The organism is Streptomyces polyasparticus (assembly GCF_014493765.1).
In the GTDB taxonomy this organism is placed as follows: Bacteria; Actinomycetota; Actinomycetes; order Streptomycetales; family Streptomycetaceae; genus Streptomyces; species Streptomyces polyasparticus.
Genome location: NZ_JACTVJ010000005.1, coordinates 572,854 through 598,392, shown reverse-complemented (window position 1 = coordinate 598,392; position 25,539 = coordinate 572,854). Strand labels below are relative to the sequence as shown.

Annotated in this window: 24 protein-coding genes; 9 read left to right on the top strand and 15 right to left on the bottom strand. The window is 70.7% G+C overall.

What is annotated here, in order from left to right; all coding sequences use genetic code 11:
* The first annotated feature begins 4 nt into the window (after window positions 1-4).
* Window positions 5-1,450 (top strand): protoporphyrinogen oxidase, encoded by a 1,446-nt coding sequence (gene hemG, locus H9Y04_RS11035; protein WP_187813552.1) that lies wholly within the window; start codon window positions 5-7, stop codon window positions 1,448-1,450.
* A 4-nt stretch (window positions 1,451-1,454) separates the two neighbouring features.
* Window positions 1,455-2,171, top strand: a complete 717-nt coding sequence (gene hemQ, locus H9Y04_RS11030; RefSeq protein ID WP_187813551.1) for a hydrogen peroxide-dependent heme synthase — start codon at window positions 1,455-1,457, stop codon at window positions 2,169-2,171.
* Window positions 2,172-2,238: 67 nt separating this feature from the next.
* Here hemQ and H9Y04_RS11025 read toward each other — a convergent pair whose 3' ends face one another.
* From H9Y04_RS11025 to H9Y04_RS10970, 12 genes are all read right to left on the bottom strand, one after another.
* The gene (locus H9Y04_RS11025; RefSeq protein ID WP_187813550.1) at window positions 2,239-3,816 is read right to left on the bottom strand and encodes an alpha/beta hydrolase; all 1,578 of its coding nucleotides are present in this window, start codon (window positions 3,814-3,816) and stop codon (window positions 2,239-2,241) included.
* Window positions 3,817-3,970: 154 nt separating this feature from the next.
* Entirely contained in the window at window positions 3,971-4,708 is a 738-nt protein-coding gene (locus H9Y04_RS11020) for a DUF2470 domain-containing protein (RefSeq protein WP_187813549.1), read from the bottom strand.
* 137 nt (window positions 4,709-4,845) lie between these two features.
* Complete coding sequence (locus H9Y04_RS11015; protein ID WP_187813548.1) at window positions 4,846-5,601, bottom strand: TIGR04222 domain-containing membrane protein; 756 nt, start codon at window positions 5,599-5,601, stop codon at window positions 4,846-4,848.
* A 183-nt stretch (window positions 5,602-5,784) separates the two neighbouring features.
* Window positions 5,785-6,753, bottom strand: coding sequence for a TIGR04222 domain-containing membrane protein (locus H9Y04_RS11010; RefSeq protein WP_187813547.1), 969 nt, complete (start codon window positions 6,751-6,753; stop codon window positions 5,785-5,787).
* Between the two features lie 4 nt (window positions 6,754-6,757).
* Complete coding sequence (locus H9Y04_RS11005; protein WP_187813546.1) at window positions 6,758-8,068, bottom strand: MbnB/TglH/ChrH family RiPP precursor modification enzyme; 1,311 nt, start codon at window positions 8,066-8,068, stop codon at window positions 6,758-6,760.
* Between the two features lie 166 nt (window positions 8,069-8,234).
* Window positions 8,235-9,005 (bottom strand): DUF4142 domain-containing protein, encoded by a 771-nt coding sequence (locus H9Y04_RS11000; protein ID WP_187813781.1) that lies wholly within the window; start codon window positions 9,003-9,005, stop codon window positions 8,235-8,237.
* Between the two features lie 112 nt (window positions 9,006-9,117).
* Complete coding sequence (locus H9Y04_RS10995) at window positions 9,118-9,741, bottom strand: TIGR03086 family metal-binding protein (RefSeq protein ID WP_308800939.1); 624 nt, start codon at window positions 9,739-9,741, stop codon at window positions 9,118-9,120.
* On the bottom strand, window positions 9,738-10,217 hold the full coding sequence (locus tag H9Y04_RS10990; RefSeq protein WP_187813545.1) for a hypothetical protein: 480 nt from the start codon (window positions 10,215-10,217) through the stop codon (window positions 9,738-9,740). The genes H9Y04_RS10995 and H9Y04_RS10990 overlap by 4 nt, the downstream gene beginning before the upstream one ends.
* 98 nt (window positions 10,218-10,315) lie before the next feature.
* Entirely contained in the window at window positions 10,316-10,966 is a 651-nt protein-coding gene (locus H9Y04_RS10985; protein ID WP_187813544.1) for a TetR/AcrR family transcriptional regulator, read from the bottom strand.
* Between the two features lie 99 nt (window positions 10,967-11,065).
* Window positions 11,066-11,629 (bottom strand): YrhB domain-containing protein, encoded by a 564-nt coding sequence (locus tag H9Y04_RS10980; protein WP_187813543.1) that lies wholly within the window; start codon window positions 11,627-11,629, stop codon window positions 11,066-11,068.
* A gap of 84 nt (window positions 11,630-11,713) precedes the next feature.
* Entirely contained in the window at window positions 11,714-12,574 is an 861-nt protein-coding gene (locus H9Y04_RS10975) for an arylamine N-acetyltransferase family protein (RefSeq protein ID WP_187813542.1), read from the bottom strand.
* Window positions 12,575-12,767: 193 nt separating this feature from the next.
* Window positions 12,768-13,457, bottom strand: coding sequence for a peptidyl-tRNA hydrolase (locus H9Y04_RS10970; protein ID WP_308800956.1), 690 nt, complete (start codon window positions 13,455-13,457; stop codon window positions 12,768-12,770).
* A gap of 245 nt (window positions 13,458-13,702) precedes the next feature.
* Between H9Y04_RS10970 and H9Y04_RS10965 the strand changes: the two genes are divergently transcribed.
* Genes H9Y04_RS10965 through H9Y04_RS10955 form a run of 3 tightly spaced genes read left to right on the top strand, consistent with a single transcriptional unit; the run spans window position 13,703 to window position 15,884 of the window.
* A complete protein-coding gene (locus tag H9Y04_RS10965) occupies window positions 13,703-14,383 on the top strand; it encodes an AIM24 family protein (protein ID WP_187813540.1) in 681 nt (226 codons plus the stop codon).
* The gene (locus H9Y04_RS10960; protein ID WP_187813539.1) at window positions 14,383-15,216 is read left to right on the top strand and encodes an ATP-binding cassette domain-containing protein; all 834 of its coding nucleotides are present in this window, start codon (window positions 14,383-14,385) and stop codon (window positions 15,214-15,216) included. Before H9Y04_RS10965 ends, H9Y04_RS10960 begins: the two co-directional genes overlap by 1 nt.
* Window positions 15,213-15,884, top strand: a complete 672-nt coding sequence (locus H9Y04_RS10955) for an ABC transporter (protein WP_187813538.1) — start codon at window positions 15,213-15,215, stop codon at window positions 15,882-15,884. Before H9Y04_RS10960 ends, H9Y04_RS10955 begins: the two co-directional genes overlap by 4 nt.
* A gap of 3 nt (window positions 15,885-15,887) precedes the next feature.
* Here H9Y04_RS10955 and H9Y04_RS10950 read toward each other — a convergent pair whose 3' ends face one another.
* From H9Y04_RS10950 to H9Y04_RS10940, 3 genes are all read right to left on the bottom strand, one after another.
* Window positions 15,888-16,628, bottom strand: coding sequence for an N-acyl homoserine lactonase family protein (locus H9Y04_RS10950; RefSeq protein WP_187813537.1), 741 nt, complete (start codon window positions 16,626-16,628; stop codon window positions 15,888-15,890).
* Window positions 16,629-16,697: 69 nt separating this feature from the next.
* Complete coding sequence (locus H9Y04_RS10945) at window positions 16,698-16,883, bottom strand: hypothetical protein (RefSeq protein WP_187813798.1); 186 nt, start codon at window positions 16,881-16,883, stop codon at window positions 16,698-16,700.
* 86 nt (window positions 16,884-16,969) lie between these two features.
* On the bottom strand, window positions 16,970-19,981 hold the full coding sequence (locus H9Y04_RS10940) for a CARDB domain-containing protein (RefSeq protein ID WP_187813536.1): 3,012 nt from the start codon (window positions 19,979-19,981) through the stop codon (window positions 16,970-16,972).
* Between the two features lie 343 nt (window positions 19,982-20,324).
* On the opposite strand from H9Y04_RS10940, the gene H9Y04_RS10935 reads away from it, so the two are divergent.
* The 4 genes from H9Y04_RS10935 (at window position 20,325) to H9Y04_RS10920 (ending at window position 25,482) form a co-directional block, all read left to right on the top strand.
* Window positions 20,325-21,659, top strand: coding sequence for an ABC transporter substrate-binding protein (locus tag H9Y04_RS10935; protein WP_187813535.1), 1,335 nt, complete (start codon window positions 20,325-20,327; stop codon window positions 21,657-21,659).
* 88 nt (window positions 21,660-21,747) lie between these two features.
* Window positions 21,748-22,686 carry a carbohydrate ABC transporter permease gene (locus H9Y04_RS10930; RefSeq protein ID WP_187813534.1) on the top strand — a complete coding sequence of 313 codons (939 nt, stop codon included), beginning with the start codon at window positions 21,748-21,750 and terminating at the stop codon, window positions 22,684-22,686.
* A gap of 145 nt (window positions 22,687-22,831) precedes the next feature.
* Complete coding sequence (locus H9Y04_RS10925) at window positions 22,832-23,692, top strand: carbohydrate ABC transporter permease (protein ID WP_308800955.1); 861 nt, start codon at window positions 22,832-22,834, stop codon at window positions 23,690-23,692.
* 161 nt (window positions 23,693-23,853) lie between these two features.
* Window positions 23,854-25,482 carry a glycoside hydrolase family 13 protein gene (locus H9Y04_RS10920; protein ID WP_187813533.1) on the top strand — a complete coding sequence of 543 codons (1,629 nt, stop codon included), beginning with the start codon at window positions 23,854-23,856 and terminating at the stop codon, window positions 25,480-25,482.
* Window positions 25,483-25,539: the final 57 nt, after the last annotated feature.

The window sequence follows — 25,539 nt, the reverse complement described above, 5'->3', positions numbered from 1 at the left end:
GGCCATGCGCGAAACGGACACACGTACGGAACCTGGACACGTCGTGGTGATCGGCGGGGGTATCGCAGGGCTCGCCGCAGCCCACCATCTGCTGCAGCGCGGTGCCCGCGTCACCGTCCTCGAAGCCTCGGACCGGCTCGGCGGCAAGCTGCACGCCGGTGAGATCACGGGTGTACGGGTGGACCTGGGCGCCGAGTCGATGCTCGCGCGCCGCCCGGAGGCCGTCGCGCTCGCGCGCGAGGTCGGCCTCGGCGAACGGCTGCAGGCACCGGCCACGGCGAGCGCCTCGCTGTGGACGCGGGGCGCGCTGCGGCCCATGCCCAAGGGGCATGTGATGGGTGTGCCGGCCGATGCGGACTCGCTGGCCGGCGTGGTGTCCGAGGAGGGGCTCGCCCGCATCGCGCGCGAGAGCGAGCTGCCGCCGACCGAGGTCGGCGAGGACATCGCGGTCGGTGAGTACGTGGCGGCCCGGGTCGGGCGCGAGGTCGTCGACCGCCTGGTCGAGCCGCTGCTCGGCGGGGTGTACGCGGGAGACTCGTACCGCCTTTCGCTGCGGATGGCCGTACCGCAGCTGTACGAGGTGGCGCGGGCCGGCGGGTCCCTGCTCGACGGGGTGCGGGAGCTGCAGGAGCGCGCGGCCGCACGCCAGGCGGCCGGCCCGGTGTTCATGGGCATCGAGGGCGGGGTCGGTCAACTGCCGCTCGCCGTGGCGGAGTCGGTGCGGGCGCGGGGCGGTGAGATCCGTACGGGGACCCCGGTGACCGGGCTTTCACGGGACGGCGGCTGGACCGTCCGTACCGCAGAAGGCACCGTGCAGGCGGACGCGGTGGTCGTCGCGCTGCCCGCCCCGCAGGCCGCGCGGCTCCTCGACACCCTGGCCCCCGCCGCCGCCACGGAACTCCGCACCGTCGAGTACGCCTCCATGGCGCTGACCGCCCATGTCTTCCGCCGTGACGAGACCGATCTGCCGCCGGGCAGCGGCTTCCTGGTCCCGCCCGTCGACGGACAGCGCATCAAGGCCGCCACCTTCGCCTCGCAGAAGTGGCAGTGGATCGCCGACGAGGACCCCGAGCTCGTCGTCGTACGGACCTCCGTCGGGCGGTACGGCGAGACGGAGATCCTGGAGCGCGAGGACGGCGAGATCGTCGAGATCTCCCGCGAGGACCTCAAGTCCGCACTCGGCGTGACCGCCGAGCCGGTCGCCTCACGCGTCATCCGCTGGAACAACGGGCTGCCCCAGTACCCCGTGGGCCACCAGGCCAAGGTCGCCCGCATCCGTGAGCACCTCGCCCACCTCGAGGGCCTCGCCGTCTGCGGAGCCGCGTACGACGGAGTGGGCATTCCGGCCGTGATCGCGAGCGCACGGGCCGCCGCCGACCAGGTGCTGCAAGGCACAGGTCAGCTGAGCGTGAACCCGGGCGAGACCATGTTCGGCGGCGCGGGACAATAGCGGCATGAGTGACGCCCCTGAGAAGATCCCGAACGCCGGCAAGAAGGCCAAGGACCTCAACGAGGTCATCCGCTACACGCTGTGGTCCGTCTTCAAGCTGCGCGATGTGCTCCCCGAGAACCGGGCCGGTTACGCGGACGAGGTGCAGGAGCTGTTCGACCAGCTCGCCGCCAAGGACGTGACCGTGCGCGGCACCTACGACGTCTCCGGTCTGCGCGCCGACGCCGACGTCATGATCTGGTGGCACGCGGAGACCGCCGACCAGCTGCAGGAGGCGTACAACCTCTTCCGCCGCACCCGGCTCGGCCGCGCGCTCGAGCCGGTCTGGTCGAACATGGCGCTGCACCGCCCCGCGGAGTTCAACAAGTCCCACATCCCGGCGTTCCTCGCCGACGAGACGCCCCGCAACTACGTCTCGGTCTATCCCTTCGTGCGCAGCTACGACTGGTACCTGCTGCCCGACGAGGACCGCCGCCGCATGCTCGCCGACCACGGCAAGATGGCCCGCGGCTACCCGGACGTGCGCGCCAACACGGTCGCCTCGTTCTCGCTCGGCGACTACGAGTGGCTGCTCGCCTTCGAGGCCGACGAGCTGTACCGCATCGTCGACCTGATGCGTCACCTGCGCGCCTCCGAGGCGCGGATGCACGTACGCGAAGAGGTGCCGTTCTACACCGGCCGCCGCAAGAGCGTCGCCGACCTGGTGGCCTCGCTCGCCTGACATACACGGGCATACGAAAGGGCCGCAGCCGGACATCCGGCTGCGGCCCCTTCGCTTACGGGGACGGCTACTTGGCCGCGCCCGCCGGCTTCGGCTCCGGGTGCGGGGCGCAGGCCGCCGCGCGCCGTACCGGCAGCTGGCCGTTGATGAGGTACGCGTCCATGTGCCCGTTGATGCACGGGTTCGGACCGCCGCTGATGCCGTGCGTACCGGCCTCGCGCTCGGTCACCAGGGCCGAGCCGGGCAGCCGCCGGTGCAGTTCGAGCGCACCCTCGTACGGGGTGGCCGCGTCGCGCTCCGCCGCCATGATCAGCGTGGGCGGCAGCGCGCCCTCGGCGACCCGGACGTCCACCGGCCGCTGCCGGGGCGCGGGCCAGTAGGCGCACGGCAGGTTCATCCAGGCGTTGTCCCAGGTCTCGAACGGGGCGATACGGGCCAGACGGCTGTTGTCGCGGTCCCAGACGCGCCAGTCGGTCGGCCAGGGCGCGTCATTGCACTCGACGGCCGTGTAGACGGCGTTGCCGTTCTCGTCCTCGGCCGCCGCCTCCGGGTGGTTGGAGGCCTGCGCGACCAGCGGCTTCTCGTTGCCCTTCAGATACTCGGCAAGGGCGTGCGCACGCTGCGGCCAGTAGTCGTCGTAGTAACCGGCCTTGAGATACGCGGCCTGCAGCTGGGCCGTGCCCACCTTGCCGCCGGCCGGCTTCGCGGCGATCTGCGCCCGCGCCTTGTCGTAACTGCGCTGCACCTCCTCGGGCGTGCTGCCGAGCCCGTACGTCTTGTCGTGCTTGGCGACCCAGGAGCGGAAGTCGGCCCAGCGGCGCTCGAACGCGAGCGACTGGTCGAGGTTGTTGCGGTACCAGATCTGGTGCGGCGCGGGGTTGACCGCCGAGTCGAAGACCATGCGGCGCACGTGGGACGGGAACATCGTCGCGTACACGGCGCCGAAGTACGTACCGTACGAGGCGCCCACGAAGTTGAGCTTCTTCTCGCCGAGCGCGGCCCGCAGGACGTCCAGGTCGCGGGCGTTGTTGAGGGTGTTGTAGTGCTGCAGCGCGTCGCCCGCGTTCTTCAGACAGCCCTGCGCGTACGCCTTGGCGCGGGCGATCCGCTCCTTCTTGAAGGTCAGGTCCGGGTCGCTCGGCGAGACGGTGGGCGCCTTCGCGAAGTCCTTCGGGTCCTGGCAGGACAGCGGCGCCGAACGGCCCACGCCGCGGGGGGCGTAGCCGATCAGGTCGTAGGCGCGTGCGATGTTCTTCCACTCGGGCATGGAGCCGACGAACGGGAAGTACATCCCGGAGGCGCCGGGGCCGCCCGGGTTGAAGACCAGGGCGCCCTGGCGCTCGTCCTTCTTGCCGGCCGCCGGCATACGGCTGACCGTCAGCTTCAGCTGACGGCCTTCCGGCTGGGCATAGTTGAGGGGAACGAGCATCGTGCCGCACTGGATGGGCGAGGGCAGACCCTCCACCGTCGGGCACTTGCCGAACGTGATCCCGGCGGCCGCGGCGCGCTCCGCGGCGAGGGCGACCCCGCGCATCTCGGACGCGCCTGCGGGCGGCTGGTCCGCGGGGACGCCGCCCGCAGGGCCGACGGAAAGAACGGTCAGGGCCAGTGAGCCGGCGAGGCCGTACAGGAGAGGCGCTCTCATCGCGCTGCGGCATCCCTTCGAGCGGTACAGGGTGGGGTGAAAGGGATACTTCGGCGGTCAGTTGAGCTTGGCAAGCACCGGGTGCGGCGCTGTCGGGGCAACAACCCCGATGCGCGAGTGCGGGGCTGTCCTCAGGCGCGGTCAGGTGTCGCGGTCAGGTGCGCAGGCCGCTGCCGTACGGCGCGCGGCGGGTGGCGTCGAGGAGCGCGTGGATCTGCGGCCTGACCTCGTCGGGGTGGTCGACGGGGGAGGAGAACGGCAGCCGTGCGTCGGTGTGGGTGTCCGCGTATTCGAGGCGGAGGGTCATGCCGTAGCGGTCGAGGGCGACGGGCAGCACCCGCAGCAGACCGGGCCGCGGATACGGCCGTACGAGACGGACGAGCAGTGGGACGAGTTCGCTGTGCCGGTCGACGAGATGGGTGAGCATGCCCGCCTCACAGGCCGCGAGCGGATCGGCCTCGCACGCGTGGAGTTCTTGCAGCGTGACGAAGGTGCGTCCCCGCTCGGTCTCCAGGAGCGCCTGGCCGTACTCCATGCAGAAGCTTTCCGTGGCGTGCGCCGCGTAGGGCGCCTCCAGGATCCCCGTCACGGTGAGCCGGGCGCGCAGCCGGTCGCGTACCGCGGTGGGCGCGATGTCCGTGAACTCCAGGCGCACCGGCGTGCGTCGGGCCTCGGGGTGCAGCGCCGCCTCGGCGGGATCGTGCAGATGGACATGGCCCATGGCGTCGGAGCCGTCGAGCCGGTGCACCTCCTCCGCCCGGCCGTCCGCGACCACGGACATGGAGTGGGCGGTGGCAAGGAGGGTGCGGACCCGCTCGGCCGCGGTGGGTTCGAGGGCGCGGACGCGCTCGGCGGGGTCCGGCTGCGGCGTGCGGGGGCGGTAAAGGCGCATGGATGTTCTCCCGAGGGCAGGTGGAGACGCCCGAGTCGCAGTCCCTTGCGACTTAGGCATGCCTAACCTAACCCCATGGGGGAGGTGGAGGGAAACCCCTGCGCCGAGCCGTTGCGCCGAACTCCTGCGCCCGGCTGTCAGCGGCCCTTGTCGAACGCGGCGCGCAGCGCGGGGTCGGTCACGGCGCGCGGACCCCGTACCGCCACCGCCGTCAGGAAGCCGCGCTCGTCGTCGGGGCGGTCGGTGTCGAGCATGCCGAGCAGCTGCTGGCCCTCGCTCGAAGCCCAGCGCGTGTACGGGTGCACCTCGAAGCGCGCTATCGCCAGGCAGCCCAGCGTCAGGATCAGCGGGAGCAGGAACCAGGCGACCAACGGGCCCATGCTGCCCTCGTGATGGGGCCACATCAGCAGTGATACGGCGCCGAGCGCGACCACCGCGAGGGCCGCGGCCTGCACCTGGCGCACCGCAGCCTCGATACCGCCGCGTGCCCCGTCCGGTACGGCGAGTCCCGCGGACGTGAGGCGTTCGGCGAGGCTGTGCACCGCCTCGCCGCCGGCGGCGCGATGCCGTACGGGAGCTATCGGCGACTGGCCGTCCGGTCCGAACGCACCGAGCACCGAGCGCTCCAGATCGTCCTTGCCGTCGGGGTCCACGACGGTGGCCCAGCCCGTGTGCGCGAGCAGCAGCCGGCGCTGGCGGGCCATCGCGATCATCGTCGTGGCGGCGACGCGGTCGGGGCCGCCGGATAGGAAGGCCGCCTCGTAGATGCTCAGCTCGGCCTCGAGGCGCGCATCGGCCGGGTGGCCGGCGCCGCGGCTCGCGACGAGGCAGAGCCTGATGCAGGCGATGCCTGCCACGGCCCAGGCGAGGAGGAGGAAGGGGACCCAGAACATGGCGGTGTTTCTATGGGAACGGGCGGGTGTTGCGCCATGGGGTGTTCATTATCCGGACGTCAGGTGACGGAAATGTGACCAAGCGTTGTTCCGCTATCCACCAGTATCCGTCGGCTTCGGGTGGGATGCGCACCCGAAGCCGACGGACACGGAGAGTTCCGGTGTGCTCCTGCGGGTGTGCACCTACGAGGAGCTGCCGCAGCTGGAGCCGCCGCCTCCGCCGCAGGAGGAACCCCCGCTGCTCGACCCGCAGCTGGAGCTCGAACCGCCCCCGCAGGAGCTGCTGCCGGACGAGCAGCCGCCGCCGGAGCTCCAGCCGCTGTCGCCGGACGAGGATCCGCAGGAGGAGCCGCCGCACGCCGAGTGGCCTGAGCCGCCGCCGCACCAGCTCACCGTGGTCGCGAACAGCACCGGGCCGGGGTCCGTGGAGGTGGACGAAGCCTGGTAGCGGGCGCCGGGGCCGGTGGAGTTGGTCAGCCGCAGGTACAGGGCACGGTCCGGGATCTGGGTCCGGCCGTGCAGGGCGACCCGGACCGCGAGGTCCGTGCTCGACTCGTGGATGCGGCGGTACCGGGCCAGGGCGGCGCGTCCCTCGGTGGTGATCCGCAGGTGCGGTGTGCCGATGACCACGAGGAGCGCGATCAGGCCGAACACGGCGAGCGGGACGGCGGCGAACGGTTCGACCAGCGCCCCCACGCACAGCACCAGACCGATCACGGACAGCGGAAGTCCGGGGCGCGACGGGGGATTCGGGTCGGTCGGCCGGCGCGCCAGACCACGATCCGCCAACGCGTCCCCGAGCGCCTGTACGGCGGCTGAGCGCATGACCGCGATCCGCAGCCAGTACAGCGAACTGGTCGGTGTGGTGCGGAAGGCCTCGAGGAAGCCCGCCTCGACGGGGTGGCGCGGCGCGAACTCCCGTACCGACACGATGCCCGGGTCCCGGATCTCGATCCGTCCGTCGGACGCCAGGACCGCGAGCACGGTGTCGGCGACACGTCCGGGGCCCGCGCTGAGGAAGGCCGCCTCGTACGCGTCGTTGATCGTGCCCTGCGGTCGCGCCGGCTCGTGCCGTGCGCGGAACCTGCGGACGAGGTGGACCAGGCACGGCAGACCCACGGCCGCGCTCATGACGTAGGCGAAGATCTCCATGCGGTCAGCCCCTTCCCAGAGCGAGTCGTACACGGCGCGCGATCCGTGCCACAGGACGCTGAGACAGCGGCTTCGGGCCGACGCGGTCCAGCCACCAGTCGGTCAACGCACGGCGTGCGTCCGGGTCTTCGGGCTTTCCGGCCGCGAGCAGGTGCTCGGTGAAGTCGAGCGCGTCATGGCGGTAGCCGTTGGTCATGGGCCGCCTTTGCGCGTACGAGACGAACGCGGGCCGGTAGATGTCGCCGAGGATCACCGGGAGTTCGGGCGCGACCTTCGCGACCACGTCCGCCCGCTTGCCGATCAGCGCCCGGCTCTGCACGGCGAGCCGCTGCCGGTCGAAGCCTTCGGGCGCCGGGGTCCCGGCGACCAGGGCCGAAAGCAGCGAGGTCTGGGCGAGCGCGAGGCGGTCGCGGGCCGGTTCGGTGGACGCGCCGGTCGGTGCGGCGGGCCGCGGCGGCTCCGAAGTGACGGGTGCGGCAGGGCGGTTGACCCGTACCGTCTCGCGGATCGCGTCGAGCTCGCGCTCCAGCTCCGCGGGCTCGGGGAAGTGCTCGTCGCGCTCCAGGAGCACACCGGGCGGGGTCACGCGGGAGGCGAGGTCGGCCAGGATGTCGAGCACCGGCTGCGGCACCGGGTGCGCGTGGCTGTCGTGCCAGACGCCGTCCCGCTCGAAGCCGCCGGCGACGTGCACGTACGCGATGGCCTCGACCGGCAGCTCGGACAGGGCCTTCGCAGGGTCCTCGCCGCGGTTGACGTGGTTGGTGTGCAGATTGGCCACGTCGATGAGCAGCCGTACGCCCGTGCGCTCCACGAGCTCGGTGAGGAACTGCCCTTCGGTGAGCTCCTCGCCGGGCCAGGCGACGAGCGCGGCGATGTTCTCCAGGGCGAGCGGAACGGGCAGCGCGTCCTGGGCGATCCGTACGTTCTCGCAGAGCACGTCGAGCGCGTCCCAGGTGCGCGGCACCGGAAGCAGATGCCCGGCCTCCAGCGTGGTGGACGCGGTCCGCTCGCCTCCTGCCCGTACGAACGCGATGTGCTCGGTGACCAGCGGCGCGCCCAGGGCCTCGGCCCGCTCGGCGAGCGCGGTGAGCCGGCCGGCGTCGGGCCGCTCGGCGCCCCCGAGGCCGAGCGAGACGCCGTGCGGGACCACGGTCACGCCGCGCTCGCGCAGCCGTGTGAGCGAGTCGGGCAGATGGCCGGGGCAGGTGTTCTCCGCCACCACCTCCACCCAGTCGATCCCGGGCATCCGTTCCACGGCTTCGGCGATCTCCGGTCGCCAGCCGATCCCCGTACCCAGTACTGGAAGTGTCTTCATCTGTCGCCCCCCTTGCTCCTGCGGCTTGCACCTGTCCGGCCTTCTGGAGCACGACGCTGTGCTGTGCAGGTGTCATGGCCCCGGCGTGCGGCGGTGAATCCCTTCAGGGGGACGTTCAGAGCTTGATTTGAGGTTTCGCCGCGAGGTCTCGCCGTACGGGGCGGGGTCAGTCCCCGGGCTCCGGGCGGGAGGTGTTGATGTCTCCGGAGCCGGGAGCGGACGGCCGTGACGTGAAGGACTTGTCATCGGCGGTCGGTGAGACCGGCGGCGCGCTCGGCACCGGGTCGTCGGAGGGCGGCGGGGGGCCGGTCGGGCTCGCGGTGAGCTTGCCTGCGGCCTCGTCGGCGATGCCGTCGAAGTCGACGCGGCCGGTGCGTTCCAGCATGGTGATGTGGTCGAGCACGGTCTGGTTCGCGTCGGTCGCGAGCTGCCGTACGAGGGTGTTGCGCGTGGTGTGCCGTACCTCGGCGATCAGGGCGAAGACCTTGCCGTGCGCATTGCGCAGCAGATTCGCGAACTTCCGCTCGTACTCCACCCCTTCGGCGTCCGTCAGCTCCTTCAGCCAGCCCTGCTGCTGCTCGTTGGGCTGGTTGGGCAGCTCGATGGCCAGCTGCGCCGCCACGGAGCGCACCCGCCGGTCGAGATCGGTGTGGCCGACCACGAGATGGTCGCCGCACTCCTTGATCGACTCGGTCGGCGCGCGCTCGATGGCCTGCTGTCCGGCGGGCAGTTCCCACAGCCCTGCCAGCCGGACCTTCACTATGAAGTCACGGTCGGTCGCGGTCAGCGGCCCCCACTGCGTGGCGACCGTACCGGCGTCGACATTGGCCTGTCCGGTGCCCGAGCGGTCCGCGTACGACCAGACCGGAAAGGCGAGCGCGCCGAGCGTGGCCACGAGCGCCGCGATGATGAGGGCTGTTCCGTTGACGCGTCGCAGCAAGGGTGCCTCCCGGGGTAGTGCGTCGTTCCCGCACGAACCAACCGCCAACTGACCGGTCGTTCAACCGAGTTGGAAGTATTGAGAGATACGCAATGCCGGGATGTTGTGTTCAGAGTGACCGTGGCGGTTCCTGGTCGTCCGGTGACCAGTGAGGGTCGCGGCCGAGCAGGTTCAGGGTCGCGGTGAACGGGTCGGCGTCCTCGGGCGGCCGCAGCGCGGGCCCGAAGAACGGGGCCCGGCCCTCGTCGGGGATCCGGCGGGCGATGCGCAGCGCCGCCTCGCCCACGGCGGACGGCAGCCGGGGCGTGCTGCCGAGGGCGGCCGCCAGGTCCCACGCGTGCACCGCGGAGTCGAGCAGATGGAAGGATACGGCGACGCGGGCCGGGAAGGCGCCGCCGAGCAGGGGAAGGGTGAACGGCCGCTCCCCGCCGCCGTGTTCGGCGAACGGCACGATGAGTGCGGCCACCGATTCCCCGTGCGCGCGCACCGGATCCGTGCCGAAGGCCGCCGGCACCCGCCAGTGCGCGGGCAGTCCGCCTTCGCCCCGTGCGGCGGCCGCGTAGCCGTTGTTCTCGGCCGTCATGTGGGCGACCAGATCGCGGACCGTCCAGTCGGTGCAGGGGGTGGGACGGTCCCAGTCCTTGTCGTCCGTCATACGGACAAGTCGCAGTGTCTCCTGTACGGCGAGGCGGTCGAGCTCGACGTAGTCGGGCAGCCGGTTGTGGGTCGTCACGCTTCCTCCAGGTGAACGGGGGTGTGGAGCGCGGGAGTTGTGCCGATGAGGGGCCAGGGGGCGGCGCCGGTCAGCAGTGCGTGGGCCCGGGTCCACACCTCGTCCGGCTCGAAGTCCTCCAGCGCCCAGGAGGTGGCGCGCAGGGCGCCGCGCCCCCGGTGGGCCCGGACGGTCTCGATGTGGTCGGGGCGGCCCACGAACTCCTTGAGCGCGATGTCGTCGCGCCACACGGATACGGAGCCGGACCGCCGGCCGGCGAGGTCGGCCCAGAGCCACATGCCGAGCGCGCCCGGTGTCGTCGGCCAGGTGCGGCGCAGACGCAGTCCGGCGAGGGCGACGGCGGCGGCGTGCGCCCGGGTCCCGGCGGTGAACTCGGTGACGCTCACGTGGGCGCCGCACAGGGTCAGGGGGACGGGACCGTGCTTCCAGCGGGTGCGCAGCAGACGGGGTGGTCGGGACGCTCGGGTGGTCTCCATGCGCCGAGCTTAAAACTAAACGACCGGTCGTGCTACTTCTTTTTCAGCCTTCGAGAACCTTGCTGAAGGCTTCGAGAGAGCCCCAACACCCGGGCGTATCAGGAGATTTGAGGCACACGATCCGCATTCGTCGCGGCCGCGCGCAGCCGGGACACGATCCCGGTGCGCGCACGGTCGTACGGAGTGGAGGCGCCGGTGAGGAGCGAGTGGGCGTTGGCCGCCTCCTGCAGCGCCACGAGCTCGAAGGCCAGCTGAGCGGGGTCGATGCCCGGGTCGATCTCCCCGGCGGTCTGCGCCTCGGCGACCAGTTGCTCCACGTAGGCCATCCAGTGGTCGAGCGACCTCACGACGGCGTCGTGTACGGGGCCCTGGCGTGCGTCGAACTCGGCCATCACCGCGTAGAAGAAACACCCTCCGGGAAACACCCGGCCCTGCGAGTACCGCAGCCACTCCGCGCACAGCCGCGCCACCTTGCCCACGCCGGCGGGCAGGTCGGCGACCGGGGCGAGGACCTCGTCGCTGTAGATCCGTCCGGCGGCCCGGATCGTGGCGAGCTGCAGCTCCTCCTTGGAGCCGAACAGCGCGAACACCCCGCTCTTGCTGAGCCCGAGCTCGGTGGCGATCCGCCCCACCGACAGCGCTTCGAGTCCTTCGACGGAGGCGATGTCGACGGTGTGGCGCAGGACGAGGCGCCGGGTGCGATTCCCTCGCTCGACCCGCCCGTCGACCCCTTTGGCTGCTGCGGTCACCTGCGGTTGTTCCTCCTGGGTGCGTGCCTTCCTGGAAGCATAGGCGCACCGCGCGGGCGGGGGAGGCGGTGCGGGCGAGCGCGCTCCCGGGCGCCTGAGTCAGGTCGCCGTGCCGCCGGGGTGGATGGTGCGGGCGGTGACCAGAGGGTTGATGGGTACGACGAGTTGGGCCAGGGCCACGGTCACGAACTCCCGCGGCGCCCGCCCGCCGAGCAGCCCGTCCGCATAACGGAGGGCTTGGGCCGGGGAAAGGCCCCGCAGGCGCCCCCGAAGCATCCGCGCGGCCTGCAGACGCCCGTGCAGTCCGGCGGTCTCCCGCACCTCGTCATGCAGATCGTCCACCGCTGTGCGCACGGGAATGCCGCGGATGCGCGCGCGGTAGTCCGGCTCCCATTCCCCGGTCCGCTCGGCGACGGCACCGATCTCATGCAGGCCGCCGTCCACGCGGTCCACCAGATACGGCCCGTGGCCGACCAGCATGCTGCGCATGTCCCGTGTGCGGAGGTACTCCACGGACTGGACGTAGACCTTCCACACGAGTTCGTGCTCGGCGACGCGCAGCACCGCGACGGGCGCGGAGTCGATGCCGAGCCCGGCCTGGAACTGGTGCTCGCGGACCAGCTCGTCCTCGACGATGCGTACCGCGGTTTCCCGGTCGATCATTGGGGCAGCATCGCCGATGACCGTCGAGCCGACCAGCGAATTCGCCGCGCGAGGGGTGCGAGGGACGGTGCCGGAGACGGACTCTCAGACGTGGCCGGGCGCGGACTGGCCCAGGACGGCGGCCAGTTCGTCCTCGGTCAGGGTGAGGTCGAAGGTGTCCGTGAGGAGTGTGCCGAGCCGGGACGGCTCGATGTCCTTCTCCACCGTGATGCCGTCGGGGGTGTGGGTCTTCCAGGTGGTGCCGTCGAGCTGGTGGTGCTCGGGGCCGGTGAAGCGCTGGGCGAACAGGCGGGTGACGAACGGCGAGCGCGGGTGCGTGCCGACGTAGTGGCTGCCGACGCGGTAGTCGATCGGGTACTGCTGCACGGGGACGAAGGTGTTGCGCTCGAACCAGCCGTCGGCGCCGCGCTGTTGCAGTGACCAGACGTCGGTCAGCGGCCCGGTCCTGCGCAGGAGGCGGTAGTGCCAGCCGTCGGCCTCCAGGGTCGCGCCGTCGGCGAGTTCGATCGGGGCGGTCGGGCCGCTGCCGAAGCCCACGTCGCACAGCCGGAGGCGCGCGTCGCCGGGGAAGCGGACCACGACCATGGCGTGCGTGGCCGGCGTGACCTTGGACGGGTCGATCGTGACGCGCCCGGTGATCCCCGTGAAGTCGAACCCGAGCCGCTCCAGCGCGGCGGCGAAGAGCAGGACGTGTTCGAAGCAGTAGCCGCCGCGGCGCCGGCGCACCAGGCGTTCCTGGACCGAGGCGAGGTCGAGAGGCAGGGGGACGCCCCGGACGGCGTGCACGTTCTCGAAGGGGATCGAGGTGGTGTGGGCGCGCTGGAGCCGGGCGAGGGTCTCCAGGGTCGGCTCGCGCGGACCGTCGAACCCGATCCGCTCCAGATAGGCCTCGAGGTCCAGTTCCCCGCCCTGCCATACCAATGCCACTGCGTCCCCGCTGTTCATCCCGCACCTCTCGTACGTGTTCCGGTGCGGCTGCCTGCGCCCGCTTCCGTATGCGCGGCAGCCACCCTCACGAACCTAGCCTCCGTGCCGTACGGACCACCTCACCGGAAGGTCGGGACCGGCCTCCGCCGTTGGACCTAGGGCGTGCGGCGGTGGGAGCGGTGGGAGCGGTGGGCAGGGGCGGGGCGAGCGGCTACTTCTGCAGCCGTCCGATGGGGCAGTAGTGCAGACCGCCCTCGGAGACGACCGTGCACGAGCCCGGGGCGATCTCCGTGAAGCCCGCGTCGCGGACGACCGGGAGGCCGCTCGTCGTCAGGGCCGCCCATCGCTCGGGCGTCGCCGTGCGGACCGCGAGCGGGAAGCCCGCCTCGCGCCATGCGTCGCGGTCGGCGTCGGACAGTTCCCACCAGGCCAGTTGGGCGCCGTGGCCCGCCTGCGCCATCGCCTTGCCCGCCGACATGTCGACATCGGGGCTCATCCACAGGACCGGGGCGGCCGGGTCGGGCGCGGGCGGCTGCTCGGGGTCGTCGAGTTCCGTGCCCGAGACCTGGAGCTTGGCGAGCTCCTTGGGCCAGCCGTCCAGAGGGACCGGCGGGAAGACGCGGACCTCGGCGGACTTGCCGGTGACCGTGATGCCGGGCAGGGCCGAGGCCTTGCGCCACTCGCCGCCCCGAGCGCGCCGGACCACCTTGCGGATCCGCGCGTCCTGCCAGTCCGACATCGCCTGCGCCCACTCCCCGTCGCCGACCGAGCGCGGATCACTGAGCATCACGAGCACCGCACGGGCCGCCGTCTCCAGGGCGTCGGTGCGCGCCGGGGGAGCGGTCTTCTCCAGGCGGACGACGAGGGGGAGGACGAACTGAGGGGCCTCGTCCCGCGACACGTTCTCGTGCTGGAAGGGGCTGTCCGGGACCGGGGCACCGCCGGGCTCCTGGGAGGTGCTGGTGGCCGGGGCACCGCCGGGGTCCTGGGAGGTGCCGGTGGCCGGGGCGCTGCTGGGGTTCTCGCTGCTCACCCGCCCAGTCTGCCAAAGGCGGCACGGGCGCGATCCGGCCGTATACGAAAGTACGTCCGCCCTTGGCCCTTGGTCTCTTGGCGTCGTCGGGACCGCACGCCAGGATGCACAGCATGAAGAGCGACCTCTTTGCCACGCAGCACATGGCTCAGCCGGCCACCGTGCCGGGGATGAGCCTGCAGAACTCCAAGTCGATCAAGTACGTGGTCAACGGTGAGATGTTCGCCCGCCAGGGCGCCATGGTCGCCTACCGCGGAAGTCTGCAGTTCGAGCACAAGGGGCAGGGCGGGATAGGCGGGCTGCTCAAGCGGGCCGTCACAGGCGAGGGGCTGCCGCTGATGGCGGTGCGCGGCCAGGGTGAGGTCTGGTTCGCGCAGCAGGCCGCCAACTGCTTCGTCGTCGACATCGAACCGGGGGACGCGCTCACCATCAACGGGCGCAACGTCCTGTGCTTCGACCCGACGCTCTCGTACGAGATCAAGACCGTGAAGGGGGCGGGGATCGCCGGGGGCGGTCTGTTCAACAGCGTCTTCACCGGACACGGCAAGCTCGGCGTGATCTGCGAGGGCGAGCCGATCGTCATCCCCGTCACACCGCAGGCCCCGGTCTTCGTGGACACCGACGCCGTGGTCGGCTGGAACTCCTCCCTGCACACGTCCCTGCAGCGCTCGCAGAGCCTCGGCTCGATGGTGCGCGGCGGTTCGGGAGAAGCCGTACAGCTCAAACTGGAAGGGGAGGGATACGTCATCGTCCGCCCCAGCGAAGCCCCTGCCGTCCAGCCGAAAGCACATTGATGCCCCGCACGTTCCACCAGGTCGGACGCCGCTACGGGCTGCGCGGACCCTGGGTGCTGCACGCAGTCGGCCTCGCGCTGTCCGCCGGCACCCTGGTCCGCGTCGGCGGCGTCAACGGCTCAGGAAAATCAACTCTGTTGAGACTCGCGGCGGGCATCGACACCCCGAGCGCGGGCCGCATCGAGGGCAGGCCGCGCACCGCGTACGTGCCCGAACGCTTCCCGCCCGCACTGCCCTTCACGGCGTACGGCTACCTCACTCACCTCGGCCGCATCCACGGTCTGTCCCGGCGTACGGCGCGGCTCCGCGCGGAACACTGGCTCGACCGGTTCGGTGCGGGCGCCTACGGGGACATGCCGCTGTCCGAGCTGTCCAAGGGCACCGCCCAGAAGATCGCCGTGGCCCAGGCCCTGCTCGCCGAGCCGGAGTTGCTCGTCCTCGACGAGGCCTGGACGGGTCTGGACGCCGAGGCCCGCGACGCGCTGGACGACGCGGTGACCGAGCGGGTCGCCGGGGGTGCGACGGTGCTCTTCGTCGACCACGATCCGGGCCGGCTCGCGGGCGCGGTGACGGCGGCGTACGAGGTGTCGGGCACGTCGTTGGTCCCCGTGGCGCAGAGCGCGCCGCGCGTACGGATCGACGCGCAGGCACCTCCCGGGACGAAGCTGCCCGACGCACTCCCACCCGAGGCCACCCACGAGACCGACCCCTCGGGTACGGTCCGCTTCAGCGTGCCGGCCGCCCACTCGGACGCGCTGCTCCGCGCCCTGCTCACGGCGGCCGGCACCTGGCACATCCACCGCGTCCACCCTCTCGCCGCCCGGGAACGATGACCGCACTGCTCGGCTACCACACCGCCCTCCTCCTGCGCTCCCAACGCTGGCTTCCGCCCGTCGTGTTGTACGGGGCGCTGCTCGCCGTCGGCGTCGGCATGGGGGATCCCTTGCTGGACTCGCTCGGTTACGCGGCGGCCGCCCTGCTCCCCGTCGCCGCCTGGCTGGTCCGCATCTGCGCCACCCAGGAGCCGTACGCGGCCCGCCATGTCACCGCCACCGCGGCGGGCGGTCCCGTGCGGGCCCAACTCGCCGTCCTGGTCACGGCCCTGGCGGCCGCCGGGCTGCTCGGGGCGGTCGGCACGGTGCTCACCGTGCTGCTCGGCGACGCCCGTACCACCGACCGTACGGCGGCGATCCCGCTGCCCGGCGCGCTCGCGTCCGGCCTGCTCGCCGCCGCCGTCTGCGCCCTGACCGGGGCGGCCCTGGGCGCCCTGTGCACCTGGCCGGTCCTGACCGGCCGCGGCTGGTCCCTGGCGGCGCTGAGCCTCGGAGCGCTCCTGCTCCTGGTGACCGCGGGATCCCCGGCCCGTACCGCCGTCTCCGCTCTCATCAGCGGCTCCCGTACGGGCGATACACCGCTCTCGCTCCTGCCGCTCGCTGCGGCGGCGGCCGTCGCGACCGCGGCCGCGGCGCTCTCGTGCGGGCTCAGTTCACGGCGTACCTGAAGCTCAACTCGCCTCATACGCATAGGATTCGGGCCACCCGCCCTCCTCCGCGGGCTCCCACACCGAGCAGTCGTGCGCGAACAGCACCCGCCGCGGGTCGAAGTCGGCGAGGCGGTCCAGCCACGGCCGGTACGCGGGGAGAGGTTCGTGCGCACCGTGTGCCCGCGCCTCGCGGGCGAGCTGCTCCGCGGCGTAGTCGGAGGCGCGGTCGCGGGCCTGGCCGGCGAGAACCACCCCGCCGTCGGGGCGCCGGACGACAAGCGACTGGTGGCCGGGCGTATGCCCCGGCGTCGCGACCACCCAGACGTCCGGCCAGATCTCGGCGTCCCCGGTCAACTCCTCGTAGCGGACGCCCGGGAAGTCGACCAGCTCGTCCACCGTGTAGCCGCCCGCACGGGCAGTGGCCAGTTCCGTCGCCTGGACGACGACGGGTGTCCCGGCGAACAGGGGGTTGCCGCCGCAGTGGTCGAAGTGCAGATGGCAGTTGACGACGAGGGAGATCTCATCGAGTGAGACCCCGGCGGCCGCAAGCGCGTCCGGCAGGGGGCGGCGCCGAGGCCGGTACCGTGCCTCGGTCGCGGCGTCCGCCACGCCGATCCCCATATCGAAGAGGATCAGGCCCCGGTCGTGGCGGACCAGATAGGCGAGCGCAGACTCCACGCGCGGTGCGGCGCCGCCTGCTTCGGCGGCGGGGCGGATGAAGGTGCCGAGGTCGAGCCGGCGTATCGCGATGTCACTACCCATGCAGGCCATGGTGGCCATCGGCGGGAGCGAGCGCCCCGAGCTCTGCCGAAAGCAGAGCCGCCCGTCGCCTCACCCCGAGCAGGCCACCCGCTCCGCCTCCCGCCACTCGCATACGGGGCAGAGCGTGCTGCCCTTGGTGGACTCCGGGTACTCGGTGGGCTCGCGGCACAGCACGCACTCCGCGAAGGGCTCGTCCGTCACGCGGTTCGCGAGGGGCTCTTCCGTCACGTACTCGGGGAGGGGCTCTTCCGTCATGCCTCCAGCGTAGTTGTGCGCCGTACGACGCACTGCCGCCCGGACCGACTGCAGGTCCGGGCGGCAGCTGCCAAGGAGCAGGTGGATCAGATGCCCGACAGTTCCCTGCCCACCCGGGCGGGCGCCGAGGCGGATCCGTTGATCACGAACTGCGAGCCGGGCTCGATCAGGATGTCGCCGTCCCGCGAGTCGCTGATGTCGACGTTCGTCAGCGTCGCGCTGCCGCGCGCCCCGCCCATCGCGAGGATGCCCGAGCCGTTGTTGGACTTCGAGATCGTCACGTTCTCGATCTTCACGCCCGGCATCGCGCCGCCACCCGTCTTGAACTGGATGCCGTCGTACGTCGAGTCGTGGATGTCCGTGTCACGGATCGTGACGCCGGGGATGTCCGGACCCTGCGCGAAGAGCGTGATGGCGCCGAACTCCTGGTCCTCGTTCCAGAACGCACCGCCCGTGCGGTAGAGCCCGTTGTTCGCGATCAGCGTCTGACCCGTGAACGGAATCGGGTCGTGGTCGGTCGCGAGCATGATGCCCGGGTAGTTCATGGTGTCGTACACGAGGTTGTTCTCGATCCTGTTGCCGTAACCGCCGTACACCGCGATCCCGTTGGCCCGCCACGGCAGCTGGACGGTGTTGTTGCGGAACACGTTGTCGTGCCCGATGTCCACCGACGTGTCCTTCACGTACTTGCTGGCCCAGACCGCGAGCGAGTCGTCCCCGGTGTTGCGGAAGGACGAGTTGTAGACGGTCGAGTTACGGGTGCCGTTGGTGAAGTTGATGCCGTCCGCGTACGTGTTGCGGATGCGCATCCCGCTGAACTCCAGGCCGTCGCCCGGGTTCCACAGTTCCGGGATGTTGGAGTAGTCGCGGCCCACCCACGCGCCGACGTTGGCGTGCTCGATCCAGACATTGCTGATCTTGGTGTTCTTGCCGAGCCTGCCGTTGATCCCGACGCCGCCCTCCGCGTTGCCGTCGCCGCCGCGGATCCGGCCCGAGCCGAAGATGGCGATGTCGGAGATCTTGGTGTTGTCGTCGATGTCGAAGCCGAAGTTGCCCTCGTGCGGGTGGTTGATCCCGCCCGCGTCCTGCGGCTGCGTGAGCGTGTACAGCTGCGCGTGCCACATGCCCGCGCCGCGGATGGTGACATCGCGGATGCCCACCTGGTTGAACTGACCGCGGTTCAGCGGGTCGTCGGTGAGGATCTTCTGCTCCTGGCGCCACTGCCCCGCCGGGATCCACACACAGGCGATGTCACCGTTCTGGTCGGCCGTCACGGCCTTCTGGAGCGCGGTCGTGTCGTCGATCCCGTCGTTCGGGATCGCGCCGTACTCGGTGATCGAGGTGCACTCGGCGGGCTTCGACGCCGGCGGCGCCACCTGCTCCAGGTCGATCAGGTCGACGATGTAGTACGCGGCGTCGTCACCGGCGTCGCGCTGCAGCCGGAACTTCGTGCCTGCGGGGTAGGTGTTCGCGAGCAGCGCGTGCGACTCGTCGAAGAGCCGGCGCGCGTCGCCGCCCGGGGTGTTGGTCAGGCCCTCCGGCTGGTCGGTGTTCCCGTACAGCCAGCTGTGCTTGGAGGAGAGCTTCACCTTCTGCACGAACTGGCCGTCCGCGTACAGGCTGAGCGTCTTCTCCTGGCCGCCGCCACCGGGTGCGTCCGGGATCGAGTTCCGTACGACGATCGAGTTCGCCGCGCTGGTCGAGGTGAACTCGACGTACTGACCGGTCGAGTTGAGCCGTACCGACTTGCGGCCCGAGGACTCGGTGGCGAAGTTGGTGTGCCCGAAGGTGCGCTCGGCGTCCGCTTCGAGCAGCGTGCCCTCGTAGCGGCCCTCCTCCGCCTCGTACTCGATGTACGGGACGGCGGCGCCGCGGCCGACGACGATCGAGCGGGCGAAGACGTTGTTGTCCTCATTGGTCTCGTCGACCGTGTCCGTGGCGTCGGCGGTGGCCGTGAGCGTGGCGCCGCCGCTGGTCGCGGTCCAGGTGCCGGAGAGCTCCACGGTCTCGGTGGCGCCGGCCGCGAGGGCGGGCGCATTCCCGTTCAGCGTCTTGTCGCCGACGGTCAGCCGGGTCACCGAACCGGCGGCGACCGGGGAGGTCCCGCGGTTGTGCACCTTCACGGAGAAGGAGACCTGGGCTCCGACCGCCGGGCTCGACGGGTTGGAGGAGATCCCGGTGACCTCCAGGTCGGGTCCCGGGGTCTGGCCGACGGTGAGCTTGCCCTCGGCGGTGACGCTGTTGTTCTCGTTGTCCTGCTCGGCCACGGTGTCCAGCGGGTCGACCACCGCGGACACGGTGTAACTGCCCTGCGCCCGCTTGCCGAGTGCCACATCCACGGCCGCGGACTCGCCCGCACCGAGCGCGGGCACCTGCGCGGTCCCGGCCACCGTGCCGCCGAGGCTCACGTCGACGGTGGTCGCGGCGGCGGCCGCGTTGCCGGTGTTGCGTACGGTCGCCTTCGCCGTGATCGCGTCGCTCTCGCTGGGGGAGGACGGAGTCCAGGTGAGACCGGAGACCGAGAGGTCGGGGCTGGGGGCGGGCTCACCGTTGACCTGGAACTCGGCGATCTGTCCGGCGTATCCGGAGGTGTTGCCGGTGATCCGCAGCTGGACGTCCGCGTAGCGCCCGGAGACCGGGATGCTCACCGCGTTCTGGTTCGCGGCGGGATCGAAGACGTACTCGGCCTGCGCCTTGATGGAGGTGAAGCTCTGCTCGCCCTGCTTGCGGGCGAGGACCTCGATGGTCTGGGTGCGCTTGGACCAGGCCGGGTCCGGGTTGAGCTTGAGCACCACCGACGAGAGCTCGGCGTCCGCACCGAGCTTCACGGTCAGCGTGGACGGGTGGCCGCTCGCCTCCCAGTAGGTGCTCGTGGAGTTGTCGTTGGCGTTGGTCGCGACGTAGTTCTGGATCGAGGAGGAGGCCTCGATCGGCTTGCCCAACGCGAGATTGGTGACTGCGGCCGCGGCCTGCTGCGCGGAGTGCGCGGCCCGTGGGGGTGCGGCCGCGGCGACAGTCGCCGGCACCAGCGCGCCGGCTATCAGCCCCGCGCCGAGACAGGCTGCCAGCAGCCGTCTGTTGCGCTGTCTTGCTCTCATCGCATTCGTCATGTGCGGGTGCGCCTTCCTGGTGGGGGAACGGGGGGAGCGGCGGCCCGGGCGCCTACGGCCGCACACTCAAGCAGTGCGACCAGACGAGCACAAGATGTCGGCGAGATATTGCAAATATTCGACAGTAAGTTGGAACAGGCGATCATGGTGCGGGGCAGGCAAGGTCGAGGCGCCCTCTATCGGGGTGGCCTGGCGGTCGGCCGCCGCGGACCGCTCGTGACGCAGTCGTAATCTTGCAATGTTGGATCGAAATCTTGCGTACCCCTGCTCGTCGTCCTAATGTGACGCACCGATCAGGGCAGTGCCCTGGGCGTCACCCAGAGGAGCCGTAATGAAGCCCCGTAACCTCGCGATCTTCCTGATCTCATCAGGCCTCGTTCTCACCGCCACGGCGTGCGGCGGCGACTCGGAGTCCGATGCGGGAGGCGGAGTCACCATCACCGTGGCCTGCCAGCCTGCGAAGACCGCGCCCAAGACGCGTCAGGCGTGGGACGACGACGTCAAGGCGTTCGAGAAGGCGCACCCGGGCGTGAAGGTCAAGAGCACCGACCAGCAGCCGTGTTACGACCCGAAGACCTTCGCCGCGAAGATCGCCGGCGGCCAGATGGAGACCGTGTTCGTCGTGCCGGTCACCAACTACGCGGATGTCATAGCCAAGAAGCAGGCGAAGGACATCACGGGCGTCACCAACCTCGTGAAGAACTACGGCGATATCAAGCAAGAAGCCCGCGACATGGTGACCAAGGACGGCAAGGTCTACGGCGTCCCCAACGTGAACTACAGCGTCGGACTCGTCTACAACCGGGCCCTGTTCGAGAAGGCGGGCCTCGACCCCGACGCCCCGCCGCAGACCTGGGACGAGGTCCGCGCAGCGGCCAAGAAGATCGCGGACCTGGGTGACGGCCACGTCGGCTTCGGCGAGTACGGCGGCGGCAACACCGGCGGCTGGCACTTCGCGCAGTCCATCTTCAGCCGCGGCGGCGAGATGGTCGTCGACGGCAAGGCCGCGTTCAACAGCCCCGAGGGCAAGGCCGTCCTGCAGACGCTGCACGACATGCGCTGGGAGGACAACAGCACCGGCTCCAAGGTCCTCATCGGCTGGGAGTCACTGATGCAGCAGATGGGCGCGGGCAAGACCGGCATGATGCTCGGCGCACCGGACGTCGTCACCGACGTCGTGCAGAAGTTCCAGGGCAAGGTCGAGGACTACGGCATCACCGGCATCCCCGAGGGCAAGGCGTCGCTCACCGGCGGCGAGGCCTACATGATCAACCCCAAGGCGAACGCCGCCGAGACCAAGGCGGCCATGCAGTGGATCGACTTCCAGTTCAACACCCCGGGCAAGGGCCGGCACGACTACGCGCGCGGCAAGGCCAACGGTGACCCGGTGGGCGTGCCCAACAACGACTACATGGGCGACTCGCCGACCGGCCAGGAGATCATCAAGCTCCGTACCGAGAACGCGAGCCTGCCGGTCGAGAACTACCAGACGTACATCGACGCCTCGACCAAGGTCATGCCCAAGCTCGAGCCGCCGAAGGCGCAGGAGCTGTACGCGGTGCTCGACGTGGCCATGTCGGCGGTCCTGACCCGCGAGAACGCGGACATCGACCAGCTGCTCGCGGACGCCGAGACCAAGGCCAACAAGATTCTTGCGCAGGGCTGACGTCGCGGAGCAGGCGCCGATCGGGGGTGCCGCGTCCGCTGTCGGCGGAGCGTGGCACCCCGCACCACGGCCGGGAACGGGAGATCACATGGACACACTCACCCTGCAGACGAAGCGGCCGGCGAGGCCGCCGCGTCGCAGGCCACCGACCAAGCGGAAGCGGGCGGTTCGCACCAACATCACCGCGTACGGATTCCTGTGTGCGGCGCTGTTCTGCTTCGCGCTGTTCGCCTGGTGGCCGATGATCCGCCAGATCATCATGAGCTTCCAGCAGACCAATCTGGTCGACGACCCCCAGTGGGTGGGCCTGGACAACTTCCGTACGGTCGTGGAGGACCCGGCGTTCGGACAGGCCTGGAAGAACACCATCGCCTTCACGTTCCTCGCCCTCATCTGCGGCTATGTGATCCCGTTCGCCGTGGCCGTGGTCCTGAACGAACTGCGGCACGCCCGCGCGTACTTGCGGTTCGTGGTCTATCTGCCGGTGATGCTGCCGCCGATCGTCTCGGTGCTGCTCTTCAAGTGGTTCTACGATCCCGGACCCGGCCTGTTCAACTACGTGCTCGACTCCGTGGGCCTGCCGACGCTCGCCTGGCTCGACTCCACGGACACCGCGCTGATCTCCCTGGTGCTCGTCTCCACCTGGATGAACATGGGTGCCGGCGTGCTGATCTACCTCGCCGCGCTGCAGAACATCCCCGGTGATCTCTACGAGGCGGCGGAACTCGACGGCGCCGGCATCTTCAAGCGGATCTGGAACGTCACCGTTCCGCAGACCCGGCTGATCCTGCTGCTCATGCTGATGCTCCAGATCGTCGCCACGATGCAGGTCTTCATCGAGCCCTACCAGCTCACCGGCGGCGGACCGGAGAACGCGACGGTCACCGTCGCCTTCCTGATGTACCAGTACGCCTTCGTCTACGGCGGCAACTACGGCGCCGGCAGCGCGCTCGGCGTGATGCTCATGATCGTTCTCCTTGCGGTCGCCGCAGTCCAGCTCCGGCTGACCCGCGACGAGAAGAGGTAGGCCCGTGACCGACACCACCCACACCGTGCACACAACAGCCCACCGGGACACGGCAGATGAGACCCGCAAGGTGACCCCGCCCTCCGTACGCACCAGGAAGAAGCCGCGCCGCCGCGCCGCCTGGGCCGACGGCCACGCGCGCACCATCGTCTCGCCGCTCGAGCTCAAGTCCCGCTGGGGGACGAGGATCTACTGGGCCGTCCTCGCGGCCGTCCTCACCGTCTTCACCCTGGTCTTCGTCTTCCCGCTGTACTGGATGGTCACGGGCGCGATGAAGTCGGGCGAGGAGATCGCCCAGATGCCGCCGACCCTGTGGCCCGAGAACCCTGACTTCTCCGTGTTCTCGGACGCCTGGGAGCTCTTCGACATCGGCACGCTCCTGCAGAACACCCTCTACTACGCGATCGGCGCCTGGCTCTTCGCTCTCGCCGTCGACGTCACCGCCGCCTACGCCCTGTCCAAGCTCCGGCCGATGTTCGGCAACGCGATCCTCGGCGCGATGCTGGCCACGCTGATGATCCCGCCGATCGTGGTGATGATCCCGGCGTACGTCACCGTCACCGACGTGCCGATCTTCGGCTGGCAGCTGCTCAACTCGCCCTGGGCGATCTGGTTCCCGGTGGCCGCCAACGGGTTCAACATCTTCCTGCTCAAGCGGTTCTTCGACTCGATTCCCGACGAGATCCTCGAAGCGGCCGAGATCGACGGCGTACCGCCCTGGCGGGTGCTCGTCTCGATCATCCTGCCGATCTCGCGGCCCATCCTCGGTGTGGTCTCCATCTTCACCATCGTGATGGTGTTCAAGGACTTCCTCTGGCCGCTGCTCGTCCTGCCGGACAGCGAGAAGATGACGCTGAGCGTGGGTCTGTCGCAGACCGCGGGAGCCGTCAGCCAGAACCAGATCATGGCCGGTCTGGTGATCGCGAGCATCCCGATGATCATCGTGTTCTTCTTCTTCCAGCGCAGCATCATGGCGGGCCTCACCGCAGGCAGCCTCAAGGGCTGACTCCCACAGCCGCTACGGCCGATCCGCACCAGCCTCCAGGGCCGCCGGCACCGGCCCTCGACGACAGCACCCCTCTCCGAAAAGCACTCCGCCGCCGGTCGGCACCTCCATGCCCCCGCTACGACCGGCGGCGGAGTCCCACCTGCCCGAAAGGACCTCCCGTGGCAGTTGTTGAATCGTCCCGCACCGACGATGGGCCGTCCCGCACCACCGACGACTGGTGGCGTGACGCCGTCATCTACCAGGTCTACCCACGCAGCTTCGCGGACGGCGACGGCGACGGCACAGGAGACCTCGCGGGCGTCCGTGCGAACCTGCCGTACCTCGCCCAACTCGGCGTGGACGCCGTGTGGTTCACGCCCTGGTATCTCTCGCCCCTGGTCGACGGCGGCTACGACGTGGCCGACTACCGCACCATCGACCCCGCCTTCGGCACCCTCGACGAGGCCGAGAAGCTGATCTCGGAGGCCGCAGAGTACGGGATCAGGACGATCGTCGACATCGTCCCCAACCACCTCTCCGACCAGCACCCCTGGTTCCAGGCCGCCCTCGAAGCAGGCCCCGGCAGCGCGGAGCGGGAGCGCTTCCACTTCCGCCCCGGACGCGGCGAGAACGGTGAACTGCCGCCCAACAACTGGCCGTCCCAGTTCGCCGGCGACACCTGGACCCGCGTCCCCGACGGCGAGTGGTACCTGCACCTGTTCGCCCCCGAGCAGCCCGACCTCAACTGGTCGCACCCCGAGGTCCGCCGCGAACACGAGGACGTCCTGCGCTTCTGGTTCGAACGCGGCGTGGCCGGCGTCCGTATCGACTCGGCCGCCCTGCTCACCAAACACCCGGACCTGCCCGACTTCACGGAGGGCGTCGACCCGCACCCGTACATCGACCAGGACGAGATCCACGACATCTACCGCTCCTGGCGGGCGATAGCCGACGAGTACGGCGGCATCTTCGTCGGCGAGGTCTGGCTGCCCGACAGCGAGCGGTTCGCCCGCTACCTGCGCCCCGACGAGCTGCACACCGCCTTCAACTTCAACTTCCTCGCCTGCCCCTGGGACGCGGACCGCCTGCGCCGCACCATCGACGACACCCTCGCCGAGCACGCGCCCGTCAGGGCCCCGGCCACCTGGGTCCTGTGCAACCACGACGTGACCCGTACGGTCACCCGCTACGGCCGCGAGGACACGGCGTTCGACTTCGACACCAAGGCCTTCGGCACCCCCACCGACCTGGAGCTCGGCACCCGCCGCGCCCGCGCGGCCGCCCTGCTCACGCTGGCCCTGCCCGGCTCCGTATACCTGTACCAGGGCGAGGAGTTGGGCCTGCCCGAGGCCGACATCCCGCTCGACCGCATCCAGGACCCGATGCACTTCCGCTCCGGCGGCACCGACCCGGGCCGCGACGGCTGCCGCGTCCCGCTGCCGTGGGCGTCCGGCGAACCGCACAGCGGATTCGGCGCGGACGCGGAACCGTGGCTGCCGCAGCCCGCGGACTGGGCGCAGTACGCGGTGGACCGGCAGAGCGCCGACCCGGACTCGATGCTCGGCCTGTACCGCACGGCGCTCCGGCTGCGCCGCTCGGTGCGCGGCTTCGGCGACGGCCCGATGACCTGGCTGCCCGCCGACGACGGCGTCCTCGCCTTCGCTCGCACCGACGGCCTGGTGTGCGTCGTGAACCTCTCCACCGCCCCGGCCGCCCTGCCGCCGTACGAGGAACTCCTCCTCGCCAGCGGCCCCTTGGACGCCGACGGACGACTGCCGTCCGATACGGCGGTATGGCTCCGCCGGTGACCTGACCCGCCGGCGGACGAGCCCGGCCCCGCCTGGTGGGGAGGCCGGGGCCGGGCT